The sequence below is a fragment of the Candidatus Viridilinea mediisalina genome (genome assembly GCF_002532535.1).
In the GTDB taxonomy this organism is placed as follows: domain Bacteria; phylum Chloroflexota; class Chloroflexia; order Chloroflexales; family Chloroflexaceae; genus Viridilinea; species Viridilinea mediisalina.
Window position 1 is genome coordinate 39711 of record NZ_NQWI01000023.1, and the last position, 19731, is coordinate 59441.

11 protein-coding genes are annotated in these 19731 nt (G+C 58.3%); 9 read left to right on the top strand and 2 right to left on the bottom strand.

Translation table 11 applies throughout. The features are described 5' to 3' along the window. The first annotated feature begins 118 nt into the window (after positions 1-118). Positions 119-325 (top strand): Uma2 family endonuclease, encoded by a 207-nt coding sequence (locus CJ255_RS07395; RefSeq protein WP_097643447.1) that lies wholly within the window; start codon positions 119-121, stop codon positions 323-325. On the opposite strand, the gene CJ255_RS07400 is transcribed toward CJ255_RS07395, so the two are convergent. Both CJ255_RS07400 and CJ255_RS07405 read right to left on the bottom strand, forming a co-directional pair. Next, on the bottom strand, positions 295-3234 hold the full coding sequence (locus tag CJ255_RS07400) for a C1 family peptidase (RefSeq protein WP_097643448.1): 2940 nt from the start codon (positions 3232-3234) through the stop codon (positions 295-297). The two genes, CJ255_RS07395 and CJ255_RS07400, sit on opposite strands and share 31 nt — an antisense overlap. 238 nt (positions 3235-3472) lie before the next feature. Then, positions 3473-4309: a purine-nucleoside phosphorylase gene (locus tag CJ255_RS07405; protein WP_097643449.1), complete on the bottom strand. Its 837-nt coding sequence runs from the start codon at positions 4307-4309 to the stop codon at positions 3473-3475. 87 nt (positions 4310-4396) lie between these two features. Between CJ255_RS07405 and CJ255_RS07410 the strand changes: the two genes are divergently transcribed. From CJ255_RS07410 to CJ255_RS07445, 8 genes are all read left to right on the top strand, one after another. Further along, positions 4397-5200 (top strand): DUF4058 family protein, encoded by an 804-nt coding sequence (locus CJ255_RS07410; RefSeq protein ID WP_097643450.1) that lies wholly within the window; start codon positions 4397-4399, stop codon positions 5198-5200. Positions 5201-5846: 646 nt separating this feature from the next. Beyond that, positions 5847-7931 (top strand): glycosyltransferase family 39 protein, encoded by a 2085-nt coding sequence (locus tag CJ255_RS07415; protein WP_097643451.1) that lies wholly within the window; start codon positions 5847-5849, stop codon positions 7929-7931. Further along, complete coding sequence (locus CJ255_RS07420) at positions 7886-10042, top strand: hypothetical protein (RefSeq protein ID WP_097643452.1); 2157 nt, start codon at positions 7886-7888, stop codon at positions 10040-10042. Before CJ255_RS07415 ends, CJ255_RS07420 begins: the two co-directional genes overlap by 46 nt. A gap of 179 nt (positions 10043-10221) precedes the next feature. Then, positions 10222-12441 carry a putative glycosyltransferase family protein gene (locus CJ255_RS07425; protein WP_097643453.1) on the top strand — a complete coding sequence of 740 codons (2220 nt, stop codon included), beginning with the start codon at positions 10222-10224 and terminating at the stop codon, positions 12439-12441. 55 nt (positions 12442-12496) lie between these two features. Next, positions 12497-14737: a DUF8728 domain-containing protein gene (locus CJ255_RS07430; RefSeq protein WP_097643454.1), complete on the top strand. Its 2241-nt coding sequence runs from the start codon at positions 12497-12499 to the stop codon at positions 14735-14737. Positions 14738-14863: 126 nt separating this feature from the next. Continuing rightward, positions 14864-15643 (top strand): 3-keto-alpha-glucoside-1,2-lyase-like domain-containing protein, encoded by a 780-nt coding sequence (locus tag CJ255_RS07435; protein ID WP_097643455.1) that lies wholly within the window; start codon positions 14864-14866, stop codon positions 15641-15643. A 348-nt stretch (positions 15644-15991) separates the two neighbouring features. After that, positions 15992-18025 carry a hypothetical protein gene (locus CJ255_RS07440; protein ID WP_124681853.1) on the top strand — a complete coding sequence of 678 codons (2034 nt, stop codon included), beginning with the start codon at positions 15992-15994 and terminating at the stop codon, positions 18023-18025. Between the two features lie 50 nt (positions 18026-18075). After that, on the top strand, positions 18076-19485 hold the full coding sequence (locus tag CJ255_RS07445) for a hypothetical protein (protein WP_097643457.1): 1410 nt from the start codon (positions 18076-18078) through the stop codon (positions 19483-19485). Positions 19486-19731: the final 246 nt, after the last annotated feature.

Here is a 19731-nt window from a genome sequence, read left to right on the forward strand (position 1 = left end):
GGCGCGAGGGCGCGAGGGCGCGAGGATGCGAGGATGCGAGGATGCGAGGGCGCGAGGGCTTCACCTCACGCATCCTCGCAAGATGGTAACGCGACTTTCAGACCCATAGGAGTACACGATGGTCGTAGCTCGCCATCAATTCACTGTGACGGCCTACCACCGCATGCGCGATGCTGGCGTGTTTGCCGCCGATGAGCGTGTGGAGCTGCTTGATGGGGAGATTGTGCATCTGAGTCCAGTTGGGCCGCGCCATGCCGCGATTGTGCGCCGTTTGAATGCGTTGCTCAAATATGGCTATGTGAGTAGCCGTTCAGGGCGTTCGTAGGGCAGACGTGCCGCCGGGTCGCCGAGTACGATGTAGTTGCGGGCGTCGTTGCGGGCCACCCAGAGTTGCGCTAGTTCCAAGGGCTCTACCTGTTTGTTGAATTTGATGTTGTTCAACTCCTCGGTAAGCATCATGGCGCGCTGGCCTTGAAGCGTGTTGAACTGATCCGTAGCATCGCCAAGTGGACGGCCCTGCAACAAGCGCCCGATGATGTCCTCAAAGCCTTGCGTCTGTGCGCGTGCCCCCTCGGTGCTGCTGAAGGAGTAGGTCCAGGCCCGTTCTACATGGCCCAAGACGCCAAGCGCTCCGTTGAGCAACAATTGCTGCGGCAGTTGGGCGATCAGCGGGAAGGGCGCGATGCGTGGGCGCTCCATGCTGGCATCGAAGATAAACTCGTCGTAGTCAGGGCAACCGGCGCCGTAGCAGGCAAAGAGGCAGACAAAGCTACCTTCCAGTTTGGGGCCACCACTCAGATTGCCCAGATCTTCGGCGGCAAACCAGTGGTCACGGCTGACATTGCCGATTCCGCTCCAATCGGCCATAACGAGGCTACCCTGGTGCATCAGCAGATCGGTGTGGTTGAGCGGTAGCCCTAAGCCGTGGCATGCGGTGAAGAGGATGGCCGGAGGGCGTCCGTCGCTACCACCACTCAGCAGGCGCTCAAAGTTGTTGCGCGTGGCCGTCGCACCCAACAAGAGTTGATGACCAATTCCGCGTTGTTGTGGCAGGGCATCCGCAGTGCTACTCCATTCCGCCAGAGGACGCACCAGTTCATCAGCACTCCGCTCCGTTGCCATATCCATATCGTGGCGCGTGCCCACATAGGCCACCTCCGGGCGCAAGCGGGCGGCGGCTGCCGCATCGCCCAATTGCTCAAAGCCCACCAGCCGTTCCGCGTAGGTCGTATAGTCAACCAAGCGGTGCTGGCCAAGCTCGTCGCTAAAGCAGAGCCGCCCAACTGCCCAGAAGAAATCGAGATCATACTGGAAACTGAGCGGAATATAGGCTTGATCTTGGTCATGCAGCGGGCCAGGGCGCCCAAGGAGCAACAGGTAGTACGGCACACCGCGTGCGGGGTCAACCGGCCCCTGCCCCACCTTGTGGCGTGCCAACCAAGAGCCAGCACGTTCGCCCGGCGTATAGATCAAGACCGGCGGCACGCGGCCCCAATCCTTACGCTGGAGCGTTAGGCTGCCAGCATTGGTATGGCGCTGATACCACGCGCCCGCCGTCTCACCCTCGCGGAAGTCCACCTTGGGTGTGGCATGGCCCATCTGCCGCATCCGATGCTCGATCAGCGGCCAGATCGCCTTGAGCAGGCTTGCCGGTTCTGTGGCATTGATCACCACGGCCCAACGGGCCGTTTCGACCCAACTAGGATCAACTTCCGCGATCGTCCCTGCGAAATGGTTGGTTGCATAGTAGGCTTTGTTCCTATAGAGCGACTGATGCTCACGCGATTCTTGGCCCGCCTTGCCTTGGGCTAAACGGGCTGCCGTCGCAGCATCAATCTGGAGCAGGGGCTTGCCTTCCGGCATCAGGCCATTGGGGTAGAGCTGCTCACCCGCCGAACCCTGAGCGCCGCTCAAGAGTACCAATGGCCCACTGGCACCGCGCTTGAGTGCCTGGGCCGCCCCACTTGCCGCTGGCCTGCTGGGGGCTGATGTGCGCTCAGCTTGGTCAGGTAGGGCAGCGGGGGCCGGGTTGGGCCGAGGTGCAGCACTCGGATCGAGCAAGCCAGCCAAACGCTCCACCAAGAGGCCCATGCGCGTGTGCAACTCCTTGGCCTCGGCGTAGAGTTGGGCCAAATCTGGTGCAGCTTGGGCCGCCTGCCCCGCCTTGCCTACCGACGCATCCGGTGGGCGTGGGGGCGGCGTAGCAACACGCACCCGCTCGAGGGCCAAGGCAAGCAGCCCATTGCTATGCATCAAGCGATAGGGCACATGGCAGAGTCCGGGGCCATCGCTGTTGCCGTTTGCCCATGTGGCCCCCCACGAGTTGCGGGCAATAAAGTAGCCCCCGCCCGGCGCACTAGGATCATTGCGGTAACCCAAAAGGCAGAGCGCATGACCACCACGATCCCGTTCGCCGGGCAAGGCTGGGCGCAAACGGCCCAAATGGGTCGCCTGCCAGGAATCTTCCCAGTGTTCGCGGATATCCAGGCCAACTAGGATGGGCCAGCCTTTGGCTATGACATCCTTAAGCACATTGATGTTGTTGGGGGGCAACGGATGGAAGCGCTCGACACGGCGCAGCGGTGCTTCACTCTGTGCCTCGGGGGGCGGCGGGCCATGTCCAGGGTTGTCGTGATCACGCGGGCTTGGCGCATAGGGCCATGTTTCAGCCAAACAAATCCCCGTCTCACGCAGCACCTCAAAGGCAACCAGCGGCAGCGTACCGTGGTCGCCAGGTACCCCATCTACCTCCTTACACGCCCAGTAGAGGAACTGCTCGGAGAGGGGCGTTGGCGCTTGGCTTACCACCTGGAAACTGGCGGCCAGAGCGAAGGCAACACAGGTATTACGTACCCCCTGATCGCCTGGCGGTGGCAGATCGCCCAAAGGCGGCACCTCGGCGGGCAAGGAGGTTGGAATGCTAAAGGCCGCCGCATCGGGGTTACGGTAATCACCAAGCACCAGACCGCTCCCGTGTTCAATGCTCACCGGCACGCTAAACGAGAGCGCCTCGGGCGGCGACTGTTGGCGCACAAATTCAACCAATGCCCGCAGGTTCGCTTCAGACATCCCTAAGGCCAACGCCAACGCCGCAAGGCCACTGCCATACTGTGCATTGGAGGAGCGAGCCGTCGCAATCAACTCCTCAACCGAAGTAATCCAATACTCCTCGGCCAAGCGTTTGCGTAGCGCAGCAGGGATCGCGCTGATCTGATCGAGGGGGTGTAGTGCCATAGGTGTACTCCTTACACGGGGATGCAGAGGGTTTTACCACAGAGACACAGAGCGCACAGCGTGTGCTTGGCCAATTTGTGCATAGGCAAAGCAGGAACGTGGGAACGTAGGAAAGCTAGGAAAACAAGCTATCGTGCTAAAATAACCTCACATATAAACCTCTCTGTGCCCTCTGTGCCTCTGTGGTGAAAAATCTCTGTGCCCTCTGTGCCTCTGTGGTGAAAAACCTCTGTGCCCTCTAAAAACCCTCTACAAACGCTCCTCTCCGCAGCACCTCGCGGATCAGCGCCGCAAAACGCGGCTTCGCCGCCTCGCCTGCATCGAGTACCTCGGCGTGGTTTGCGGGGGGGCCATCGGGCAGGGCCAGGTTGGTAATCAGCGAAAAGCCCAAGACACGCATCCCGGCGTGGCGTGCCACCACCACTTCAGGGGCGGTAGACATGCCCACCGCATCGGCCCCCCAGAGCCGGAAGGCGCGCAGTTCGGCCCCACTCTCGAAGCTTGGCCCTGCAACCATCAGGTAGACCCCTTCGCGCAGGGTAAAGCCCAACCCAGCGGCAGCCGCATGAGCCAGCGGCACCCACTCGCTCTGGTAGGCACCAACCATGCCCGGGAAACGCGGCCCCAGCCGATCATCATTGGGGCCAAGCAGGGGCGTATGGCCCGCCAGCCCAGGCATAAAGATGTGATCGGTAATGAGCATAATATCGCCCACCTGCCAGGTAGCGTGCAGCCCACCAGCCGCATTGGTCACCAGCAGCGTCTCACAGCCCAACGCACGCAGCACGCGCACCGGGAAGGTGACTTCGGGCATACCATAGCCCTCATAGAAGTGGAAGCGTCCGCGGAGCACCGCCACCGGCTGACCGGCCAACAAGCCCAGTGCCAACTCGCCACGATGCCCCGGCACCTTCGGCTCATGAAACCCGGGTAGCTCCGCATAGGGGAACACCACCGCCTCATCCAACTCATCGGCCAACGCAGCCAAGCCCGAACCCAAGATCATGCCAACGCGGGGCACAAGGGCGCTACGGGCGCGAATGAGCGAACATACCTGGTTGATGTGATCATACATTGCTTGATTGTACAGCAAAATCAGCCCATCTGGGATGTGGTATGCTAAAATCCAACGAGCCTGTTCCCCAAAGAAAGGCGCTGCCCAATGGACTTCCCCTTTGCCGGAATGAATCCCTACCTCGAAGCCCCCAAGCTCTGGCCTGATGTGCATCACCGTTTAATCACGGCAATCAGCGATCAACTCGAAGCGCAGATTGGGCCCAACTATACGACTGCGATTACGCCTTATGTGAGCTTAGAACGTGCTGAGTTGCCCGCAACGCGCATGGCCGTCGTGCCCGATGTGGCGATCTTCGAGAGCGCACAGGCGTATGTGACGCCACAAGCGTCTATGCAGCATCCCTCGCCCTCGATTACCCCGGCACCGCTGCGTGGGGTGGCCCCGCTGCTGGTGCCGATGCGCTACGCTCGCCTCGAAATTGTCACGCTGGATGAAGGCGCCCTCGTGACCGCGATTGAACTGCTCTCACCTGCCAATAAGCGTCCCGGCCCCGATGGGGCCGATGCCTACGAGAAGAAGCGCCAAGCCATGTTTCACAGCCCGGCCCATCTGCTCGAAATTGACCTGTTGCGTGCCGGGCGGCGCCCACTGGTACAGGCCGATCTGCCGCCAACCCCCGGCTTCATCTACCTGAGCCGGGCCGCCTCGCGCCCGCAGATCGAAATCTGGCCCGTGACCTGGCAAGAACCTCTGGGCATCGTGCCGGTGCCGTTGCGCCATCCCGACCCCGATATTCCCCTTGATCTCAATGCCTGCCTGCGCCAAATCTACGCTAGTGCCCGCTATGGGCGGCGCATCGATTATACTGGCCCACCGCCCCCCCCCGACCTCACGCCCGCCGAAGCCGCGTGGCTCGCTGAACACCTGCATGCGCGTGGGCTGCGTTGAGTAGGGAGAGAGAGTTTTGGACAAAAGGATCCAAAACAGCAACGAGCAGAGGTACTGAGGATTGCACCACAGAGGCACCGAGGGCACAGAGTTTGGAATGTGAGGGGATGTCAACAATAATAAGGGAAGCGGATGTTGTTGATTGCCCCATTGAGACCGTAGGTAGTGCCGACTTTAGTCGGCTTCCCATCGCTGCCAAAGACCTCAGCCGACTAAAGTCGGCACTACGATGGCCGCTCAGGGAAGCGAATGTTGTTGATTGCCCCATTGCGTTGCCACCCTGAGCGAAGGTTCGTAGGAACGTTCCCGTTTACGCCGTAGGTAGTGCTGACTTTAGTCGGCTTCCCATCGCTGCCAAAGACCTCAGCCGACTAAAGTCGGCACTACGATGCCCGCCCATAATGTACTATTCAGCATGACAGGCTGCTGGGATACTTGAAAATTTCTGCTTCCCCCATGGACTGTTCAGCATGACAGGCTGCTGGGATACTTGAAAATTTCTGCTTCCCTAAGTGCGGTCTGTTCCCTGTTCCCTGCCCCCCTGTTCCCCTGTTCCCCTGTTCCCTGTTCCCCTGTTCTCTGTTCCCCTGTTCTTCTGTTCCCCTGTTCTCCGTTCCCTGTTCCTCATATTCACGGAAAAGCCATCGTGACTCGTCGTTTCTCGCTCTACACCTTGGGTCTGTTCGCAGTTGTGCTGGTGGCAGTGCTGGTGCGCGTCTGGTTCTGGTCGTGGCAGGCCACGGCTGGCGCGGTGCAGCCCGGCGACCCGGAAGAGTATTATCGTGCTGCGCTCCATCTGATGGAGGGCGGCTACCATGATACCGGCAAGTGGCTGCGTCCCCCGGTCTATCCGATCTTTTTGGCACTCAGTTTTACTATTGCCGGAATTGACCTGCGTTGGGCGTTGCTCGCCCAAGCCCTCGTAACCGGCGTAGGCATCCTAGCCTTTGTCTGGCTGGCGCGGCGGCTCTTTGCGAGCCAAGCTATTGGCCTACTCAGTGGGCTGTTGGCGGCTCTCTTTGTGCCCTTTGCCAGCTTTAGCAGTGTGCTCTTCGCCGAGGCGATCTTTGTCATGCTGATCGTGCTGGCCTTGGTGTTGGTGGATCGCACCATTGAGGATGGCGACTGGCGTTGGGCGCTTGTTGCGGGCCTGGTGCTGGCCATGGCCACCCTGACCCGGGCGGTCTCGTTGCTCTTTATCCCGATGGCCGGGCTGCTCATGCTACTCTGGGCCAAGCCCCCCGCCAAGCCCAAAGGGATGGCCGGGCGGCTGCTTGCGCCTGCGGCCCTTGCGCTGGGCGCAGCGCTACTGATTAGCCCCTGGGCTTTGCGGAACTACCTTGTGCATGAGCGGCTGATCTTGGTGGATACCAACGGCGGCATCAGTATGTGGTTTGGCACCGTGCAGGGCGAAGCGGATCGCATTGCGGGCGAAGCGGCCATTTTTGGCCTGCCCAACCTTGCCGACCGCCAAGCCCTTGCGGTGGAGATGACGCTCGAACGCTTTCGTGAAGATCCGCTGTTCCATCTGGTGCGGGCACGCTACAAGATCGCCTCGCTCTTCCTGCTGCAATCGCGTAGCTATGCCGTGGGCGATGTGGTAACAATCAGTCCAACCAATGAGCAGATTGTACTCAGTGCGGGCGAGAATCCGCGCCCCCTGAGTCTGCTGGCCGATGCCCAGTATATCTTTATCATGCTTGGGGGCATTGCTGGTTTGAGCTTTGCGCCCTCGTGGCGGCGTACTACCCCGCTACTGCTCTGGTTCGGCTTAGGCGTACTGCTCTCGGCCATCACGATTGGTCATCATCGCCTACGTCTGCCCTTGGTGGCCATCTTTGTACCCTTTTGCGCCTATGCGCTCTGGCGCATCCCAATGGCATGGCGGGCGCTCCGCCAAGGCTTGAGCCGCCCCCAATGGATGCGGGTTGGCCTGATGCTGACGGGCTGGCTGGTCTTCTTTGCGCTGATCTTCAGTACCCGCTACATCACCTGGATCAGTGTGGAGCAGAGCGCCAGTGTGGGGCGGCAAGCCCTGGCCCAAGGCGACTTTGCGACCGCTGAAGCGGCCTTCTTGACTGCCCATGCGGCTGATCCAGAAAACTCGTTGCGTGCGCTTGCCCTAGCCGATTTGGCCATGCTCCAAGGCGATCATGAGACAGCCCTGGAGTGGTTCGTGGTGGCGCGTGAAGCGGAGCCACGCAGCCTCTACGCCTTGGCTATGGAGAGTTGGCTGGCTACCATGCTGGGCGATCAGGCTGCGGCTGAGGCTGCCCATAACGAAATCATTGAGTTTGGCCGCGATACCAACGACTTCTACACCTGGGCTTGGAGCGCGACCCCCACGCCGCCAGATGCGCGGGTGATCCCTGGGGCAACCGCAGCATTGGGTCACTTTGTTGGCTTTGCGCCGATTACCCCCGACCTCACTGAGGGGCGTTGGACCCTTGGCAGTGCTCAGGTGCGTGTGGGCGGCAGTGGCTGTAACGAGCTCCAGGTTGATCTGCGCGGCCCCGCCGGGCGGCCCGTCACCCTTGAGGCCGTCGGTGTGATCCAGACGGTTACGCTAAGTGGCAGCGAGCAGCGCCTGATCCTGCCCTTGGGCGCGGGGGCATGTCTGCCCGATCAGCCCCTCGTGCTGAGCATCACTAGCCCACGCAGCCTGCTTGATCTGGAAGCAGCGCCATGGAACGTGGGCGTCGCAGTCTTGGCCGTGGAGCGCGACTCGTGATGCGCCAACGCCTGCTGAAACACAGCCTTGTGCTAGGTCTCTACACCCTCCTGACCCTTGTGGTGACCTATCCCATGCCGCTCCACATAGGCTCGCATGTGATTGCCAATGGCCCAGGGCAGGTGGATGCCTACTTGGGCATCTGGAATATTTGGTGGACAGCCCAGGCGCTCACGAGTGGCCAGAGTCCCTTTTTCACCCCGCTGCTCTTCCATCCCCAGGGGCTTGATCTCTTCTGGCAGACGTTGAGTCTGCCCCAGGGCTTGTTGGTCTTGCCCCTCACCCTCACCCTTGGCCCCTTGCCCGCCTACAACATGCTGATCCTCTTGAGCTTTATCCTCAGTGGCTACTTCACATTTCTGTTGCTTGGCTATATCTTGAACGACGGCACTGAGCAGCGTCCAACCGAATTGGCCGCACTGGTTGGGGGGGCCGTCTATGCCTTTGCACCCTTTCATCTGCAGAAGGTCTTGGATGCTCAACTTGAGGTCGCCTCGATCCAGTGGTTGCCCTTGTGGGCCTGGGCCACCTATGCCTTACTGGTGCGCCCACGCTGGTACTTGGTGCTACTGAGTGGCGCGGCACTGCTCTGGGTAGGCTTGGGGACGTGGTACTACGGCCTCTTCACCCTGATGACAAGTGGGGTGATGGCGGGGCTCTGGGCGCTGGCCCAAACGCAGCGCGGGGGGCTTGAGTGGCGACTACCAGGCGGAGCTTGGCGGCTCAATCTGACCTACTTGGCTTGGGGCCTCGGCCCACTGCTGCTCTGGTTCGTCCTCATGGCCCCTCGGCTGTGGCACATGTTCACCTATGGTGATACGCTCCTGGGGGATGCAAGCGAACATGTCCAATCCTATGCCGATCTGATCGCCTTCTGGTTACCCAACCCCCACCATCCACTTTGGGGGGCGCAGGTAACAGCTTTTTACGAAGGGATCAATGCGGGTTCGACCCTTTGGAACGTGGCCTTAGGGCTGGTGGGAACCGGCCTGGGCCTCATAGGGGTGGTGAAGACGTGGCGTACCCAATGGCGCTGGTTGGTGGTTGGGATATTTGCTGCTGCGATTGCTGCGGGTTCTGAACTGATCATTGCGGGCTGGCAGACTGGTGTGCCTGGCCCCTATGCGCTGATCCGCGATCTGCCGGGCGTGCGTTCGAGTCATCGTCCCAACCATTTTGTGTTGATTACCATCCTGACCGTAGCGCTCTTTGCGGCCCTTGGGGCGCGACTGCTGTTCATGCGCCTGAAGCGGGCGCATGGGCCTTGGGCCGCTGCTGGCTTGATCGTTGCTGTCGTGTTCATTGACGGCTGGGCTGGCCCCTTGCCCCTCTTCCAGCGTCAGGTACCGGAGGCATTGAGATCGGGGGATGCGCTCACAGGTCCCTTCTTCCCGGTGCCGCCCCACCTCCATTTTTCAAATAGTGAACACCTCTGGAACCAGATTCAGCATGGTCAACCCATCCTTGGCGGCTTCATTGGGCGCGCACCGCCCTACCCGCTCGGAGATTACGCCCCCGGCGTCAAGGCGCTGCGTTTTGGCCACGTAGATCGTGACGACATTCTGCATCCGGGCTGGCCCGAACTGGCCCGCGAGAGCCTTGCCGCCTACGACTTGCGCTATGTCATCTTTCACCATGCGAGTATGGGCCCGCCCCTGCCGCTGATGCGTGAGTATGCAGCCGAAATGGGGCTTGAGACCGTGTACCGTGACCACGAGGTCACGTTCTATGCCGTGCCTAGCCCGGAAGTGCCGCGCCCACTGGCCTTCTTGGGGGCTGGATGGGAACAAGTGGAAGCTGTAGAGCAGCAGCATTGGCGTTGGATGGGCGAACAGGCCGATCTCTACCTGGTCAATCCGAGCGACACGCCGCGCGTAGTCCGCCTCACGCTTGATCTGGAGGCTTTTGCCCATGCGCGTCCGCTCAGGCTGCATCTGGCTGATGGTGCAACCTTCAGCCTTGAGGTGAGCCGCGAGCGCATGCAGCGCACGTTTCACCTGATCGTACCTGTCGGCGAAACACGCCTCCGTTTGGAGGCACCAGCAGATGCGTTGGAACACCAACCAACGCGCCGTTTGAGTCTGGCGGTGATGGGGATAATAATCGAATAGGTGTGACCAACATGTGTAGCTAGGGATGTGCGAGGGAACCAGGTTCCCTCGCGCTCCCACTCTGTCCGAAGGGTTGTAGGGCACCGCCCTACAGATTTTGATCACCCCCCAATCGAATAGGCAGAGCCAGAGAATGTGCTATACTCTGGGGGTTATTGTGATGGAGTTGATAGCGAACAATGGTGCGTGAAGAGCGGCAGCATCCAGAAGCGTTACGCCCTGCCTTGGCAGGGCCTGAGGGCATAGCCCAGCAACGTTGGCGCAGTGTAGCCCTGCATACTGGGGTAATTTTGCTTTACACCCTGTGTGCCATCCTGATAAGTTGGCCTATGGTGCGCTATTTCACCACTGGCATCATTGGGGCCGAACACGGGGTGGATGCCTTTCAGGGTACCTGGAATCTCTGGTGGGTGGCGACGGCCCTGAGTAGTGGCCGCTTGCCCTTTTTTACCAATATTCTCTACTATCCCACTGGGGTTGACCTCTTCTGGCAGACCTCGCAGGTGGCTCATGGCATAACTGCGCTCCCCATTACGCTGCTGCTAGGGCCGTTGGCCGGCTTCAACTGGACGGTGCTGCTCAGTTTTGTGCTGAGTGGCTATGTGACCTTCCTCTTTGCCCGTGAGGTGACGGGCCATACCCTGGGTTCATTGCTGGGCGGCATGGTCTTTGCCTTCTCGCCCTACCATGTGCAGCGTATGGTGGATGGCCCAGTCGAAGTGACCGCCATCCATTGGGTGCCGCTCTACCTCTTCGCGCTCTACACCCTGCTGGAACGCCCCACCTGGTGGCGCTCGCTCCTCTGTGGGCTGCTGCTGGTCTGGGTCGGCTTAGGCGGCTGGTACTATGGGCTCTTCTGTGTCATGACCACCGGACTGGCGGCGGCGGTCTGGCTCTTCGTACCAGGCCCAGGGCAACCTTGGCGCTGGCCTGATCGTCAGGCATGGATGCGAGCGATCTGGGGTGGCACACCGGCTATCTGGTGGCTCATCCTGATCGCGCCGCAGTTGCAGGGGCTCATGAGTGAACCCGACAAGCTCTGGGATTTGCGCGAGATCCATGCCTTACGTTCGGCTGATCTGCTCGACTTCTTCTTGCCCAATCCGTTGCACCCGCTCTGGGGCGAGGCGATCTGGGCAGCACGCGAGCAACGCTATCCGGGGGCGGTGATCTGGAATGTGGCCTTGGGCTGGGTTGGCATCGCCGTTGGCGTACTTGGCGCGGTGACGGCGTGGCCACTGGTGCGCCGTTGGGTCGCGCTGATTGGGCTGACGCTCCTGTTAGCCATGGGGCCAACCCTGCGGATCGCGGGCTATGATACGGGCTTGCCCTTGCCCTTTATGCTGCTGCAAGACATTCCGGGTATTCGTTCGGGCCAGCGTCCGAGCCATATCATGGTCATAGCCAGTGTACTCTTGGCTATCTTAGTGGCCTACGGCTTCGCTTGGCTCAGTCGGCGCATGACGGCGCGGGCCGCAGGGGGGCTGGCGGCGGGCTTGATTGCGCTGCTGCTCGCCTTCGATGCCTACGCTGGCCCAATGCTGATTCAGCAGCGTGAGGTGCATCCCTTCTATCACACCCTGGGGCCTGCGCCATTTGATGCAGAGGGCAATCCGCGCGGTGCGGTGATGCCGTTGCCGCTCTATATTCAGGTGAATCGCAGCGAAAACCTCACAACCCAGATAGTGCATCGTTGGCCTATCTTGGGCGGCTACCTCGCCCGCCCGCCCGCCTACACCTTCAGCCGCTATGCGCCGGGCCTGCGCGAGATCGAGGGTTATCCGCTGGTGGCCAATGATATTGTGAACCCCGGCTGGCCCCTGTTGGGACAGCAGAGCTTTGCTGCCTACGATGTACGCTACGTCGCCCTTGATTTGACGGTGGGGCGCGAAGAATATTTCGCCCGCGTGCGGGCTACCGCCGAAGCGTTGGGCTTTGGCCCGCCAATTGTGGCTGATGAGCGGCTTGAGGTCTACAGCGTGCCCGACACATGGCCCGTTGGGCCCTTGGGCTATCTGGGGCCAGGGTGGCAAGGTTTGGAGGAAGAGGGCGCATACCGTTGGCGTTGGATCGGAGAACAGGCTGAGATACGCCTCTTCAATCCACTTGAGCAAGCCCACCTTGCGACCATCACCCTCCGCATGATCAGCCATGAAACCCCCAGACCTTTGGCCTTCCAGCTTCATGGCAGCGACGCTGGTCAATTACTGATTGAAGCTCACCAACCCACAAGCCACCAAATTCGCCTGCTCGTACCACCTGGTCACCATACAGTAACGCTGGAAGCGCCCGCCACACCAGATCCGGCGCGAAGTGATGAGGCGATTAGTATCCGTTTTTTTGCCCTTGATGTTCGCTTTCAAGAGCTTGTAGGGGTAGACCTTACACCCTCACCATGAACCTATGTCGGTAACGTCACGTAGACCTACAGATCAACCCCACATGGGGCGATCCATGGCTTGGCTGGTAGAGCCCTGCCTCCTCATCGGTTTATTGGTAGCCTGGGTGATTGGGGCAGGTATGGTGCAACGAGAGCTAACCCCTCAGCGCATTGAACTGACCCAACCACTCATAGAGAGCGAAGCGCATTGGGCTGGGCTCTATGATCTGGAGCAGTGGCCCGCCGAGCCGCCCTTTCTCTATCGCTGGACAAGTGGTTATTTCTTTGCCCAAATACCATGGGCATACCATGCAGCGCCTCGTTATGCGGTACATGTGCGCTTATCATCTGGGCCAGGAGAACCACGCCCCTTAACCTTCCTGAGCAATGAGCAAGCATTTGCCACCACATTGCCGCAAGCAGGTTTTCGCGTCTATCGGCTCTTATTACCTCCTCCTGCGGAACCAGAGCCAAACCTGCGTTTTGCCATAGCAATTGAGCCATGGCAGCAACCAGGCGATCCGCGCCCGCTTGGCCTCATGATGACCGATCTGGAGTTTTACCGCTTACCCTACACTGCTCCAGAAAACCTCTTGATCGTCAGTATGGGTAGCGCACTGCTCTGGGGATTAGCGCGCTGGCGCGGGGCAAGGGTAGGTGGAGCCTTCATGCTCTGTACTCCACTCATCATTATTTTCTTGATACTTTATGCCTACTTAAAACCTTCTCCGCTCACATATGCCACCATGGTTGGTTTCAGCTTTATCGCAGCAGGGGCAGGTATCTTCTTAGCCCAAGGGGCTTTGTTACGGCTTGGCATCGCCATACTTGGCAGTATTATGAGCTTTAGTGGAATGATCTGGGCAAGTTGGCTTTCAGATGATGCCTTTATTTCATTTCATTATGCTCAAAACTTCTTACTTGGTCATGGATTGGTGTACAACCCTGGCGAGCGGGTAGAAGGGTATACCAACTTCCTCTACACGATGCTCATTGCGCTCGTCTTATGGCTAGAAATGGATCCCATCCTATGGAGTTACCAATCAGGCGTTATCTGGGCACTTGGGCTTCTGCTACTCACCTATACAGTAGGGCAACGCCTGCTTGGGTCGGTATGGGGGGGTGTGGCCGCACTCTTTGTCGCTACAAGCCAAAGTCTGCTGCTACATAGTACACGCGGGGGGGGCCTCGAGACAGCCTTCTATGCCATGCTGATCGTACTAGCCATCAGCCTTTACCTATGGCACATGAATGAAGCTGAAGAGGGCCTGCCCACACGGCTACGCTTATGCAGCGTAGGCATCGTCCTCGCGCTCGCAAGCCTCACACGGCCCGAAGGGCTGCTTGTATTTGCGCTCACCATCCTGCATGCGCTCGTCTACGATCTGCGTTGGTCGGAATGGGGGCATATCCGCGCCTTCATGCGGCGCAAGCGAGGCATCATCGCCTTGATTGCACCCTACCTGCTCATTATTATTCCCTTTTTCCTTTGGCGCTATAGCTACTATGGAGAATGGCTGCCCAACACCTTCTATGCCAAAACTGGCGGAGGCGGGCGGGCAGTCATGCGTGGTTTGGCCTACAGTTGGAGTTTTGCCCAAACGATGGGAGGGCCACTGCTCATCATTGCCCTAGGCGGATTCATCGCCAATTGGCGGCAGAGATTGGGCACTTGGCGGGGCTATATGCTGCTCATTGTGAGCATCTATACCACGTATATTATCGTAGTTGGTGGCGATCATTTTCGGGGTGAACGCTTCTTTGTGCCCCTTGTTCCGCTCCTAGCCATCCTGCTGGCTGATGGGTTGGCTACACTCATCAGTGCAACTAAGCAACGGCTTCAGGTCTATCGCACCGCACAATTCTTATTGATCTGCTTACTCATAAGTTACAGCTTTATGGCCCTCAACCGAACACGAGAATTTGAATATATCATACGAGGTTTGGATGAAAGTGTCGATATCTGGCGTGAAATTGGGTGGTGGATGGCCGACCATACGACATCAGAGCAGAGCATTGCGGTTGCAGGAGCTGGTGCGATTGCGTTCTATGGCCAACGTACAACTATTGATATGCATGGATTAAATGACCACTATATCGCCAGAGTTGAAATGGCGACCATGGGAACTGGGCCAGTAGGCCATGAAAAGCGTGCTCCCGATTATGTCCTCAATCAGCGTCGCCCTACCTACATTCCACATCTATGGACCGACTATTTTCCTAACGAGAGCTACCTAACCAGAGATTACCAGTTGATCACGATCAACACTCGTTATGGGCGGGAACTTTTGATGTGGCAACGGCGTCCTTCATGAAGATGTCAGTTGTGCATCAGGTAGGTCACGCATCCAACGGCTTGACAAAACAAAGCGTAAGGGCTTATGATCGACCTGATTCATGAAAACAATGAAAATTCTGTTCGCATAAAAGGAGTACATCTCATGAAAAGCAACCAACGCCAGCGTAACCTACGCCCGCTTATTGCGGGCATGACAGGCTTTACCCTCATGATCATTCTGGGCTTATTCCTCAGTTTAAGCAGTTTCCAGAGGCAAGGTCAAGCACAGTCAGACTCGCCCATCTTCCAGTTACCTGATTACACGCCAACTCCAACGGTTCCACCACAGCCCACGAGCGCACCTGTATTGGCTGAACAGCTCCTGCTCAAGCCAGAGCTGGATCGCCCCGAAGCGCTGGAAGCATGGGAGTTCGTTGATGTGGGCATGATGCTCCCAGAGGATCGCTCGGTCTGGAAGATCGAAGAGGGCGCGTTGCATCAGGATCGTACGGCAGCAGCAGGCAACCCCAATACCTATGAGACCATGGCCTTCATTGGCGATCCGACATGGAGCGACTATACCGTACGTATGCGCTTCCACGACCAGGGCAATGGCAATGTGGGCCTGGTTGTGCGCCGCCAAGCTGAGGATTTCTATCGGCTGCGCTTATTGGCCGACATCTATAGCGATACGCCCAAGATCATGCTCGAAAGGGTTGTAGATGGTGTCGTAACCCCACTTGCCACCCTTGATGAGCCGGGCTATGAGTTGCGTCTATGGAATGAATTGTCGCTCAGTGTCTCTGGCGATCAACTTCAAGCATCACTGAACGGTGAGCCAATCCTTGTAGCCGAGGATAGTACCCTAACAAACGGACAAGCGGGTATCTTTACGCGCGCAATGGGTAAAATCCGTTTTAGTGATGTGATGATTACCGAATAAGACTAAGGTTTCAGACCACGTTACAGTCTGAGTACATCCAGCACATTGTGATGCCTCATCATCTGTAGCATGTATCTCTAGTATTTTTACCCTGTTTATGATGAAGGGGGTTATGTAGTGGTAGTTCGCTCGTTCTTCGTAGGTGTACTTTGTGCATTGTTAGTCTTGGCTGGAATACTACCTTCGAGTATAGTTGCACAACATGATATAGATCTACGTGTGCTGTCTCAACAAGCAATACCAAGTTCAGGCGATGTCAAGTATCCTAGTGTTGCTACGGCAGGCAATCAGGCTGCTATAGCCGGTAGTGCTGATCGATCAACTGCTCGGTCTTGGGTGAAACCCGCTGTGGAAACGAGTTTCGGGAGTCCATTTGATCTTGGTGCTGCCGAAGGACAGTCTGATTGGATTGCAGCAGCCGTCTCAGGTCGTAATGACGGTATGTTTACCTATACATGGTCGCGGTTAGCCGTGGTTGGGCCATTGCTGCTGCGTCAACGCTATCCTAATGGCCAACTTTCAGGTGAAGTGACTGCACAGCCTCGCGTGACCGGACGTGAGTACTTCTTCCCTGAAGCAGTAACCGATCACGCTGGAACGACGGTTGTTATTTGGAATGGCAATGCACGCTATCGCTATGCCTTCGCCAGAGATGGCGATATTACGCAATGGCAAGGCCCCGGCCTCGTTGCTGATGTTGAGAGCTTTGGTCGTCCAAGCCTTGCAGTTGGTGCAAATAATGAGATAGGTGTTGCCTTTATGAGTAGAGGCAATATCTATATGGGCTTGTGGAATGGCATTGGCTTTGATATTCAGACCGTCTCTGAGACGAACCTCTTTGATGCTGATCCTTCAATGACCTTTATGTCCGATGGTTCGCCGGTCGTTGCTTGGCGTAGCTCGGATGGCGGGGTCTTTTATTCGGTGCGTCAGCCTAATGGGGCGTGGCCGACCTCGCGCCTCCTGAATGATACGGCTGAAGGTCGTGTCGGTGTCTCCGCAGATGCAGCAGATAATCTTGGATTCAGTTGGGTCGTTGATGGTAGGCTGTATGCAGCCTATATCTCTGCTGATGGTGGGGTGGTTGGCCCAATTCATTTACCTTCAGCTCCTGATCCGGTCTTTAATGGGGCAATCGCAATGAGCCTTGAAGATCGGTCATACATGCAGGTTGTGGTTGAGCGCTTTGGTGGCTTGGGTCTTCGCACCGATTACTTTCTCCTTTCGGCTCAAGGTGCTCTGGCTGTCACACCTACTCCAACCATTACTCCTACCCCAACCCCTCCGCCTATTAGCGCCCAACCCGTTATCGAAGGTGGCGCAGAGTTGGTGCGTGCTACCCAGAGTGTGAGTGTTACCTTTACTGAGGTTGAAGGTGACCCAACCCATGTGCGTTGGAATTGGGGCGCTGAACCAACCCATGAGAACCCTTGGGTTGCGTATCAGCCGACTATTGCAGTAACACTACCAACTAATCTCCAACAGTGTACCCCCTATACCCTCTATACCCAGGTGCGTGAGGACGAGACCGTGGAGGAAGAGCCGAAGAGTGCTTCGGTTGCCTTTGATAATGCGGTGGATGCGTCGATCCGGATCGCCAATCCCCACCATCCCACCACCAACCCAGTCTTTACCCCGCTCGTGAGCGAATTGCTTGATTTGGGTACCGATCATGGAGCCTTCGGTGGCGATCCTTCCTTCATCCGTGAGGCAGCCTTCTACCTTGAGATTGAGGGCGCTGATGATTGCTCCGGGCTCAAAGAGTTTCGCGTTGGAGCGTCAGCCGATACCCTTGGACGCCCCTTTGGGATCGTTGATGGCTTTTTTGCGAATATTGTCGCTATTCCTGGTTCTCCCTCCGATGGGCCAGTGAATGTGACCGTACAGGTGACTGATCAGAGCGGGAATGTGAGAACCGAGTCTGCGCGCCTCACGCTGGATCGGGTGCGCCCTGTCCTCGAGAGCGGCGAATTGGCTGAGATTCGCCTCAATGAGCATGCCAATATCCTCAGCACCCTCGTCTTTAGCAATGTCACCGTTACCGATACGTTCCCCGGAGGCTATTGGGGCGTCTGGTTGGCCAATAGCCTTAATCCGATCTCCAACCCCTTGATTGACCAGGGCCTCAATTGGATTCCTGTTGAGATTGGCCCCGCATGGCGTAGTGATAATAGCCAACCGATCGTAGACAATTGGAGCCTCGCTGGCGGGCTTCGCGTCTCACTGCCTAATTTGCGTAGACTTGAAGATCCAACCTTCTATGTCTATGCCCGCTTCCTCGATGGTGCTGGTAATCCTACCGATACCTTTATTAGCCAGACGGTGCGGGTTGATGGATCGTTGACCTTCCCTCAGACCTATCTGCCGCTGGTTCAACGTTAAAGCGTTGCGGGGGCGGCGAAGCTGCCCCCGCGCTCCTACCGAAATAGCATATGAAACCTCGTGAGTTTGGCCCCTGGATTATTCTAGGGGTTTGTCTGTTGCTGTTGCCTATCAGTTTGCCCCGCGTGGCCCTCAGCGATGAGGTGCAGTATTACGCCTATCTCCGTTCGGTCTATTTTGACCATGACCTCGATTTTCGCAATGAGTATACCTATTTCGCCGAGCAGGGCCGCCGCTTTGGTGATGAGGCTGTGGCCATGGCGCTGCTCCGTGAGGACGCGGTCAATCCGAACCCGACCACTGGTTTGCTGCGCAATGTGGCCCCCGTTGGTGCCGCGATCCTCTGGGCGCCCGGGTTTATCCTCGCCGATCTGGGGGTGCTGCTAGCCAATCGCTTCGGGATCGAAATTCCCCGCGATGGCTTTGCTCGCCCCTATATCGTCGCCGTCTGCATGATGACGGTGCTCTATACCCTGCTGGGCTTGCAACTCACCTATCGCCTCGCTCGCCGCTATAGCGGCGATTTTGCCGCAACGGTGGCGACGCTCACCGTCTTCCTCGCGTCGCCCCTGGTCTTCTATACCTACATTGCGATGCCATGGGCCCATGCGCCCGGCTTCTTCCTCTTTGCCCTCTTTCTGACCATCTGGCTGCGTGATTGGGGCCGCCCGCAGCAGCGTAGCCTCGCAACATGGCTCTTGCTTGGGCTGATTGGCGGGCTGATGGTGATCACACGTGAGCAGTTGGGTTTGCTGTTGATCATTCCAGCCCTGGAAGCCCTTGGGGGCTATTGGCAATTGCTCCGCACCCGCGCTTGGCCGCTAGCACTGCGGCAGGTTGGTCGCCATGTGGCCTTTCTGCTGGCCCTGCTGCTGGCGCTCACGCCCCAATTGGTGGCCTACCAGATCCTCAATGGCCGCCCAGGGCCGTCGGCTACGGTGGCGGGTAAACTCGATTGGGCCAGCCCCAATTTCTTCAATACGCTCTTTGATCCGGGGCGCGGTGCCTTCCTCTGGGCTCCTGTGCTGGCGCTAGGGCTGCTGGGTCTCTTCTGGCTGGGGCGGCGCGATTATGCCCTCGCCCTACTGTTGCTCGCTGGTTTCTTGGCCCAGACCTATATCAATGGGGCCTTTGGTACCACTTGGCACCTACGCGGAGCTTTTGGCTTCCGACGATTGATAGAGTGTACGCCCATCTTTGTGCTGGGCCTCGCGGCCCTGCTCGAATGGCTACGCCTGCGGGTTGGCCCTTGGCCTATTCTGGCCAGCGCCCTGCTGTTGGTCTACTGGAATGTGGGCCTGATTGCCCAATGGACGCTGCTGCGCCCCGCTTTGCGCCGCGAGTTGATCTGGGATGGCATGCTCTACTACCAGTTTGTTGAAGTGCCTAGTCAGGTGTTGGCGCGCCTAGGGCCGTTGATCTTTGACCGCTGTCGCTTGACGACCAATCAGACTTGTTGAGGTGAGGGAAGGAACTATAGTCCTTCAGAAGGCTACTTTACTGTTTTTAGTTGGCTGAGAGGCTGTCTGAAAAGTCTATGAACTGGCGTTGGAGTGCCGGCTTCAGCCGGCTAAAGCCGGCACTCCAACGCGTGCCCACTAGCTTTTCAGACAGCTTCTGAGGTCGCCGACCCCCCCCGGATGCCGACTAAAGTCGGCACTACGATGGTTAGGTAGTGCCGACTTTAGTCGGCTGAGGTCGCCGAC

Excerpts from the sequence above, each read along its gene's own strand:
- CJ255_RS07430 (WP_097643454.1), top strand. The coding sequence starts at position 12,497 with ATGGCTTGGCTGGTAGAGCCCTGCCTCCTCATCGGTTTATTGGTAGCC.
- CJ255_RS07445 (WP_097643457.1), top strand. The coding sequence starts at position 18,076 with ATGAAACCTCGTGAGTTTGGCCCCTGGATTATTCTAGGGGTTTGTCTG.
- CJ255_RS07395 (WP_097643447.1), top strand. The coding sequence starts at position 119 with ATGGTCGTAGCTCGCCATCAATTCACTGTGACGGCCTACCACCGCATG.
- CJ255_RS07410 (WP_097643450.1), top strand. The coding sequence starts at position 4,397 with ATGGACTTCCCCTTTGCCGGAATGAATCCCTACCTCGAAGCCCCCAAG.
- CJ255_RS07420 (WP_097643452.1), top strand. The coding sequence starts at position 7,886 with ATGGAACGTGGGCGTCGCAGTCTTGGCCGTGGAGCGCGACTCGTGATG.
- CJ255_RS07405 (WP_097643449.1), bottom strand. The coding sequence starts at position 4,309 with ATGTATGATCACATCAACCAGGTATGTTCGCTCATTCGCGCCCGTAGC.
- CJ255_RS07435 (WP_097643455.1), top strand. The coding sequence starts at position 14,864 with ATGAAAAGCAACCAACGCCAGCGTAACCTACGCCCGCTTATTGCGGGC.
- CJ255_RS07400 (WP_097643448.1), bottom strand. The coding sequence starts at position 3,234 with ATGGCACTACACCCCCTCGATCAGATCAGCGCGATCCCTGCTGCGCTA.
- CJ255_RS07425 (WP_097643453.1), top strand. The coding sequence starts at position 10,222 with ATGGTGCGTGAAGAGCGGCAGCATCCAGAAGCGTTACGCCCTGCCTTG.